Source organism: Polynucleobacter finlandensis (genome assembly GCF_018881755.1).
GTDB lineage: Bacteria > Pseudomonadota > Gammaproteobacteria > Burkholderiales > Burkholderiaceae > Polynucleobacter > Polynucleobacter finlandensis.
The window spans coordinates 1-8,975 of the sequence record NZ_JACVPS010000026.1 but is presented as its reverse complement, the minus strand read 5'-3'; the positions used below and the strand labels follow the sequence as shown (position 1 = coordinate 8,975).

At 43.4% G+C, this 8,975-nt stretch carries 6 protein-coding genes; all 6 read right to left on the bottom strand.

The window, feature by feature from the left end:
- Positions 1 to 44: 44 nt before the first annotated feature.
- The 6 genes from ICN49_RS11495 to ICN49_RS11470 all read right to left on the bottom strand — a co-directional run bounded on the left by ICN49_RS11495 (position 45) and on the right by ICN49_RS11470 (position 7,842).
- Positions 45 to 1,781: a bifunctional protein-serine/threonine kinase/phosphatase gene (locus tag ICN49_RS11495; protein ID WP_216168211.1), complete on the bottom strand. Its 1,737-nt coding sequence runs from the start codon at positions 1,779 to 1,781 to the stop codon at positions 45 to 47.
- Between the two features lie 54 nt (positions 1,782 to 1,835).
- The gene (locus tag ICN49_RS11490) at positions 1,836 to 2,648 is read right to left on the bottom strand and encodes a formate/nitrite transporter family protein (RefSeq protein ID WP_216168210.1); all 813 of its coding nucleotides are present in this window, start codon (positions 2,646 to 2,648) and stop codon (positions 1,836 to 1,838) included.
- Positions 2,649 to 2,694: 46 nt separating this feature from the next.
- Positions 2,695 to 3,006, bottom strand: coding sequence for a nitrite reductase small subunit NirD (nirD, locus tag ICN49_RS11485; protein ID WP_216168209.1), 312 nt, complete (start codon positions 3,004 to 3,006; stop codon positions 2,695 to 2,697).
- Positions 3,007 to 3,028: 22 nt separating this feature from the next.
- Positions 3,029 to 5,497, bottom strand: a complete 2,469-nt coding sequence (gene nirB, locus ICN49_RS11480; RefSeq protein WP_216168208.1) for a nitrite reductase large subunit NirB — start codon at positions 5,495 to 5,497, stop codon at positions 3,029 to 3,031.
- Between the two features lie 35 nt (positions 5,498 to 5,532).
- Positions 5,533 to 6,357 carry a uroporphyrinogen-III C-methyltransferase gene (cobA, locus tag ICN49_RS11475; protein ID WP_216168212.1) on the bottom strand — a complete coding sequence of 275 codons (825 nt, stop codon included), beginning with the start codon at positions 6,355 to 6,357 and terminating at the stop codon, positions 5,533 to 5,535.
- A 225-nt stretch (positions 6,358 to 6,582) separates the two neighbouring features.
- Entirely contained in the window at positions 6,583 to 7,842 is a 1,260-nt protein-coding gene (locus ICN49_RS11470) for a nitrate regulatory protein (RefSeq protein ID WP_216168207.1), read from the bottom strand.
- Positions 7,843 to 8,975: the final 1,133 nt, after the last annotated feature.

Genomic DNA, 8,975 nt, shown 5'->3' with positions numbered 1-8,975 from the left:
TAAGGGACATTCCTGGGGTCATCAAATACATGAAATTAATACTCCTAGCGAGAAAGATGACCTAAAACATTAGAAAAAATCAAAGCAGTAAACAGCAATGCAGAAATAACTTTCCAAAAAGCAATGGGGTCACGCTCAATAAGCGGAACCACTCTTTTATCGATCAGCACAGCATTTGGTTTTTCGAGATCAAACAGAAATTCGGAAACTGCTTGATACCTCTCTGCTGGATTGGGGTGAACGGCCTTTCGAATGGCCTCATCAACCCACGCGGGTACTTTCGGGTTGTGCAAAGTGACAGACTCGTATACAAGCCTCTTCTGAGCCTTAGCAGTTCGAGCTCTGGAAACTTTTGAACCATAGGGAAACCGTCCCGATAGCATCTGATAGACGATCACGCCAAGAGAAAATATGTCGGAAGAAGTTGTACCCAGCTCACCTAAAAAATATTCTGGCGCAGCATATTGAGCTGAGCCTAAAAAGTTAATTTCTTCGCTTAGTAGATTCATATCCTCGATACCAGCGACCCTAGTGGCACCAAAATCAATGATCTTTACTACGCCATTCTCATCAATCATGATGTTCTCTGGCTTTAAATCTTGATGAATTGCCTCGAGACGATGGAAGGCCTGCAGACCCTTTCCTATTTGGCCAATAATCTCCCTTACCGAAACAAGATCAGGCGTGGGATTATCAGATAGCCACTGAGTCAAACTTTGGCCCTGAATATATTCAGATACGATGTATAAGTAATTTTTCTTTCTAGTTTGTGGGCATAAATGAAGAACGTGGGGGTTATTAATTCTTCTGGCGACCCACTCCTCCACAAGAAACCGCTCTAGATAAGAGACATCATCCCTCATGCCAATAGAGGGTACCTTTAAAACAACTTGAGCTCCGGTCTCCTCATCGCTAGCCAAATAAATATAACTGCGACTGCCAATTTTGATATCCCGTAAAATTTTGTAACCATCGATAACCATCTTTTCCTCTAAATTTGGAGCAAATGGCAACTCTGTGATGCGATTACTTATTTCGTTATGGCTAATATCTTGTAACTGCTCAATGCGAATGATCTGTAAAGTGAGATTATCAGAGCTCCCTCGTTGATAAGATTGCTCGGCAATTTTTTCTGCAGCAAGATTTAAATCATCAGAATGAGTCTGAATGGCTGAGCTAATAATTTCAAAATTAGAGTATTCATATAAGCCATCAGTGGCCAGAATAAAGACATCGCCAACCTCAATATCTGTGACAGCATAGTCAACATCTAAGTGTCTATTTACCCCTAAAGCACGGGCTAAATAGCTCTTTTCAGATGACGCATATACACGATGATCCTCTGTCAGCTGCTCCAATGATTTGCGGGCGAGTTTATAGACCCTCGTATCCCCAACATGAAATATATGCGCCTTATTTGATTTAAATATCAGGGCAGAAAAGGTGCAAACATAACCCCTATCCATATCAAATTGATATTGACTTTGTTGGGTCTGAGAATGAAGCCAGGAATTTGTAGAGCTTAAAACTCGCTCGGCGGCGGTTTTAACAGACCAGGCTTCTGATGTTGAGTAGTAATCCTCCAAGAAACTAGATACTGCCGATTCACTAGCAATGTGGCTAACACCGCTAGAGCTGATGCCATCTGCAATTGCCGCAACTACCCCCTTACTGCTGAGTAATGGCTCCTTAGGGAAGCAAATCCCATAAAAATCTTGGTTGATTTCTTTACGACCCTTGCTTGAATATTGCCCAAGTGAAATTTTTAGCTCTTGAATCATCAAATTCCTCTCGCAATACCTTCATGATTGAAGGCATTGCGCTTATTCAGTAAATTAAACAAGTTTGCGTTTTGCGCCGGTCTTGATGTGAGTGGCATACAGAGTTAATCCTGTAAAGGCAATGCCGCCAACAAGATTACCCAACACCACTGGAATTTCATTCCAGATGAAATAATCCAAGATTGAGAAGTTACCGCCCATCATTAACCCAGATGGAAAGAGAAACATATTAACTACTGAGTGCTCAAATGTCATTGCAAAGAACAGCATGATCGGCATCCACATAGCGATCACTTTTCCGCTAACATTCGTTGAAATCATCGCACCGACCACTCCAGTAGATACCATCCAGTTACATAGCATTCCTCTGAAGAAGATAGTCATCCAACCCATAAATCCAAACTTGGCATAACCCAAAGTGCGCAATTCACCAATGTGGCCAATCTTCGCGCCAACATCATTCGGCTCCATGCTAAATCCATAAGTAAAAATGAAGGCCATCATAAATGCAACAGTCAAGGCCCCAGCAAAGTTACCGACAAATACCAGCCCCCAGTTTCTTAAAATACCTTTTAACGTCACCCCAGGCCTTTTATCAATCAAGGCAAGCGGGGTTAATACAAATACACCTGTCAATAGATCAAATCCCAAGAGATAGAGCATACAAAAACCTACAGGGAACAAAATAGCCCCAATGAGTGGAGACCCTGTCTGAACACTTGCAGTAATAGCAAATACAGCAGCTAGGGCAAGAATTGCTCCAGCCATATACGCTCTTATCAAGGTATCGCGAGTAGCCATAAATACTTTTGACTCCCCTGCATCAACCATCTTTGTAACAAATTCAGAGGGCATTAAATATGACATGATGTATTCCTTTAATTTTGATGAATTTAAATATTTCTGTAGTGGTTTAAATGGCTAAAAAAACATTTTGATCTTCGAGCTTGATCTTGATCGAATGACAAGACCCAACATCTGGCGCAATTGCATGCCCATCTTGTAATTGGATATTCCAGGAATGCAAAGGACAGGTCACTGTCTTGCCATGAATGATTCCCTGAGAAAGGGGTCCGCCCTTATGAGGGCATTTATCGTGTAGCGCATAGACCTCGTCATCAGAGGTTCTAAAAATAGCGATATCCCCTCCGCTACTACGCGTTACTACCCGAGACCCCAATCTAGGAATATCTTCTATTCCGCAAACTAATTTCCATTCATTCATCATTTGTTCCTTTCTGATGCGGTTATGCTTCAACTGCGATTGGGATAAATTGCTTTACTGGCTCTTTGGTCTGCATCACTTCCCACGGGTCTTTTGCATTTTTCAAGGAATCAATTAATCTTTCAAATAGATCTTTTCGGCCTTTTTCATCTTCAAGAATTTTTGATTTGGCGTAACCAAGCCCAACGCGCTCAAGATAGTGAGAGGTCCGCTCGAGATACCAACCCTCTTCGCGGTAGAGTTGCAGGAATGCGCCGGAATATTCCATCACCTCCTGATTTGTAGTCACCTTGCAGAAAAATTGCGCAACCTCAGTTTTGATGCCACCATTACCACCCACATAAATCTCAAAACCCGAGTCAACCCCGATAATTCCTACATCCTTAATGCCCGATTCAGCGCAATTACGAGGGCAACCAGATACTGCAAGCTTTACCTTATGAGGCGCGTACATATCGAACAACATTTTTTCCAAGAGAATGCCAGTGTCCATTGAATGCTGGGTACCAAAGCGACAATGCTCTGCCCCCACGCAGGTCTTAACAGTCCGAATAGATTTTCCGTATGCATGACCAGAGACCATTCCGGCCGCATTTAAATCCGCCCAAACAGCCGGGAGATCCTCTTTACGTATGCCCAAAAGGTCAATCCGTTGCCCGCCAGTCACCTTTACTGTTGGTACATGATATTTTTCAGCGGCGTCAGCAATGGCACGCAGTTCTTTGGGGTTTGTTAATCCGCCCCACATTCTTGGGATCACTGAAAAAGTGCCATCCTTTTGAATATTGGCATGCATACGCTCATTAACAAATCGTGATTGTGGGTCGTCTTTAGCTTCATGCGGAAAACTAGAAATCAAGTAATAGTTGATCGCTGGCCTACACTTCTCGCAACCATTCTCATTTTTCCAACCCAAAGATTTAAAGACAGATTCTTTATTAATTAAATGCTCAGCATAGATTGCATCTCTAACAATCTGATGGGTATGCTCTGTACACCCGCACATCGGCTTGCTTTCATTGGTTTTGGGTGTATACGCCCCACCTACCGTTGACGCCAGAATTTGCTCTACTAAGCCAGTACAAGACCCACATGATGAAGAAGCCTTTGTATGCTTACGTACCTCATCAACTGTAAAGAGACCATTTTGTTTAATAGATTTAACAATCGTTCCTTTGCAAACCCCATTACAGCCACAAACCTCAGCGCTATCAGCCATGGTGGCTGCCAGATTTTGCCCTTTATGGCCAGCATCGCCCAAATGAGAGCCTGATGAATTTCCAAAAAGCAGATGGCTGCGAATTTCGTGAACACTTTGACCATCCTTCATTAGCTGGAAATACCAAGCAGCGTCAGACGTGTCGCCGTATAGAACTGATCCCACCACCCGATCCTGCTTCACCACAATGCGCTTATAAATTCCAGCCTGCCTGTCATGCAATAAGATGTCTTCGGTTTCATCATCGCCGCTAAAGTTACCCGCACTGAAGACATCGATTCCGGTAACTTTCAGCTTGGTTGAAGTAACCGAGCCCTTGTATTGAGCTATGCCAATATTTGCTAAATGATTTGAGCAAACCTTAGCCTGCTCAAACAGTGGTGCTACCAATCCATAGGCGATTCCGCGATGCACGACGCACTCACCAACTGCATAAATGGAAGGATCAGTAATGGTTTGCAATGTATCGGAGACATGGATACCCCGTACGCGGCCAGATCCACAAAATAAGCCGGATGACTCTGCCAGCGTGTAATTTGGACGAATGCCAGCCGCAACCACTACAAGATCAGTGGCAAGTTGCATGCCATCCTTAAACCGGATAGCCCCTACCCTACTCTCGTCTCCCTCTATCAAGGCTTCAGTATTACGCCCCAATAAAAACTTCATCCCTTTTGCCTCGAGAGAAGTCTGCAGCATATCCGCAGCAACCTTATCGAGTTGACGCTCCATAATCCAGTCGGCCAAGTGGACTACTGTGACATTCATCCCGCGTAACAAAAGGCCATTAGCAGCCTCAAGACCCAATAGACCAGCGCCAATAACAACGGCATTCTTGTAGCTTGCTGTAGCCGCTATCATTAACTCCGTATCTGCGATGTCACGATAAGCCAGTACACCAGGTAAATCTATTCCCGGAATAGGTGGCATAAAGGGGGTGGACCCCGTAGCCAATACCAATCGATCGTATTGAACCTCAGTCCCGTCATCTGAATATACTTTTTTAACGGCACGATCGATCTTGGTCACTTTTTTGCCAGAATACAAAGTGATGCCGTTTGATTTGTACCATTCCAAGTCATTTAACATGATGTCGTCTAACTTCATTTCCCCGGCTAATACTGGCGATAGCAAAATTCTGTTGTAGTTACCGTAAGGTTCGGCACCAAAGACAGTAATGTCGTACATCTCAGGATCAAGCTTTAATAATTCTTCAATGGCCTTAATACCAGCCATTCCATTCCCAATAAGAACTAATTTTTGTTTTTTCATGATCAACTTTCTGTCCGGATTTCGTGAATGGATGCTTATGCAGCTTTAATATTTTGGAAGGCAGGTGCCACCGAATCATTGGCAATTTGAGTAAGCGCCTGCAAGACATCACCAATCACGATGATGGATGGGCTGCCCATCTTTGTTTCGTGAATCTTGCTTACCATTTCCCGTAATGTGCATTTCTCAATACGTTGATCGGGCAAAGTTGCCTTTTGAACAATGGCAACAGGTGTATCTGAAGACATGGACTCCAGTAAGCCAGATTGAATTGAGTCAATCCCCGTTATGCCCATATAAATTACTAAAGTAAGCTTAGTATCTTGAGCAACTTTTCCAATTTGCGCCCAGTCCGTCGCATTTCTTCCAGGCTTGTTATGTCCAGTAATCATGAGGACACCAACAGCATAGTCGCGATGGGTTAGAGGCGCTCCTAGTGCTGTCGATGCTGCAAGCCCAGAGGTAATTCCGCTAATGACTTTTACCGGAATCCCCAAGGCTTGAAGGTGCTCTTGCTCTTCGCCACCTCTTCCAAAAATGAATGGGTCCCCACCTTTCAGTCGAACCACCTTCTCGCCTTTGGCTACAGCTGAAATCATTAATTTTTCTATATAGCTCTGCGGGGTTGAAACGCAACCGCCGCGTTTTCCAACTTGAATAATTCGTGCAGATGGGGATGCATATTGCAAGATTTCTGGATTCACAAGATCATCAACAAGCAAAATAGTTGCCTCAAAAATGGCGCGCATACCTTTGATGGTAAGAAGCTCGGGGTCACCAGGCCCCGCGCCAACAAGCGTGACACTTCCGTAACTAGCATTCAATTGAGATGTAAATCGAATGTCTTTTTCTATATTCATCATTGCCCACCCTAAGAAAATACAAATAAAAAAGACGTCCAATTACTTCCAGCGCAATGCTGAACATAATTGGACGTCTTTATCCTTTGGGCAAAACGATCTAAACAGATCGCCGCCTTAGAGTTGACCATCGTTGGCCACCTCTAAGAAGGAGATTACTTAATACTGTTAACTTGAATTTTTTTTAATGCACCGAAATTATCAGTAATGCACGCTTAGGGTGCATCAATGCTTCAATTTAAGGAATTCAAAAAGAGAAAGAATTGATTTGGCCACATCGATCAACTTTTGATTTTGTGACATCGACTTATCTCGCATGGCTGAATAAGCCCCTTCTTCAGACAATCCTTGGTGAGCCATAAGCATCCCTTTGGCTCGCTCAATAACCTTGCGCTCCTCAATGGTGGCCCTTACAGCCAAAAGCTCATCACCCATCGCTGATAACTGTTTTGATTGTGATTGCAAAACATCTAATATTTCCATGGATAAGTTTGAGCCGATTTTATCGCTCAATACCCCATCACCTTTTCGCCCAGAAGGTAAATTAGATACTAACAGCGAGATTGGTGAGTTTGGCTGCTCATTAGATAATGCGGATAAAAGCGTATTCTGATCATTTAATTGGGTATGGGCCTCTCTAATGAGGGCATCACATTTAGTAGCCAGACTATTCGTAAGGTATTTCTCCACCATATGCATTGCATCAATCCGACGAGTGCACATCGAAAACCATTCATCTGCATGAATAGACTCATCAACCAGCTTGGGCGACAACAGCTTTCGCCTCATCTTCTCAAACTCAATCATGGGCATAGATTTTGTCATGGCTAACCACTGCTCAACAATATCTGTCGAGGAAAAATCCTCAAATCGTTCGATGCAATGCTCCTGTAATTCAATTAAATTTCCCAGGGCTTGCAATAATTCATCGGACTTTTCAGATGCGCAGATTCTTGCGCCAGTTGCTCGCTCTAGCCCTGAAAATTCCTTGCCCTGCATCAGATGGAAAAGCGCAACTAGTCCCTTACTGACTGATGGATCGACAGCAATATCAGCAGCCTCGAATACCAGCGCTAAAAGTGCGTTTACTACCGAGCTATAAATTCCAGTCGACTCAGCGGCAGAAATTTCCTGATTCAGTATTTTTTGACGAAGTTTAGGCAAGTCATTTATTCCATGAATTGCTAAGGCTAAACGCATTAGAAACCGAGAGCTACTCACCATGCCATCTGAGCGCTCGTTAATATCAAGCCAACAGTGCAGGCGGCTGCTTGCCCCATCAGTATTAGCGCCAAAGGCAATCCATTTTTCTCGAAAACTCACGCCTTTTGACGCAAGTAACACATTGGATGAGCCGCGCTCGCTTTGCAAACAATGCACTAAGTCGCCAGCTACGTCCATCAGCGCGCATATACGGTATAACTGTTCAAGCTCGTTAATTCGGTATTGCTGAGCTTGTGCTACGTAATTCAGTGCGGTTTTCATTACCCTAAACTTCTCAATAAATTTAATTTAGCCACTTGATTTTTCTAGAGCGGCCAGCTTTGCCTTGAGCTTGCGCCTCTCACTCAACTTCAAATTTAGAGCGGCCTGGTCCTTCATTGGATCCTTCATCTATACCATCTACTTTTTTGGGGATGGGCGCTACTCTAATTTGTTAGAGAGGACAACTGTTACGCAGGATTAAAGAAATCAAGTGCTGTAACAGTTATCAGCCTTAATGTGCTTTTTAAGCATACATCACTTAAAAGTCACTAGAGCATAAAAGCGCACTTTAATGGGGCTATTGTGGCGCATTAAAGGGCCGCTTCTGGCCGCTCTCTGCCCGTCAGAATCTACAAAAAATCGCTTATTTAATGACTGTTATGGATGGAGCAGCGGTCACATGAGATGGCAATAGGACTTCACTAGAGTCGGCAGCAACCCAATCTATGAGTAGCAATCTAGTGACGGACAAGGAAATTGACCGTAAAAAACACGGGAATTTCCATTCTTTTAGTATTAAAAAAATCAATCGTATCGAAGGGGAATTGAGTCTATTGTCCAAGTTAAACAAGTGGGTGTAGACAGCTAACCCTTATTCAATATGGCTCTGCCTATAGAAAATTGAGTAAATAATCCCAATTTATTGTCCAAAAGTACGTTCTATTGTCCAAAAGGTAAGGGCCCCCGACAGGAGGCCCTTATAGTTGGTGCGGCTGGCAGGAATTGAACCCACGACCCCTTGGTTCGTAGCCCCTACGTCGGAGTAGCATAAAACCTATATAAAACAATGACTTACGAGATGTGATTTGTACTACTGAATTGCTAGTTAGATCCTCGTAACCCCTTGTTTCTATTGGTTTGATATCTTTTCAGTAGTACAGTTTTAAGGCCATATTTACACAGCTCTTCTCTTTGCCCTGGAGCCTTTGATTTACACCGCCCTCTCCTACTCGCTTCACCTTTGACTTATCTTATCTTATCTTCAATTTGTTTGATAACACTTTTCCCAGCGTCATCTTTTAGTGCGAATAGAAATAAGCATTTCCCCCCGCTTGCCTTCTCCCATTGCAAGCCGATATTTTTCTTCTCTACGGAATCATCGTTCCTTGCATAGACTTCGCCCTTTATGCCCG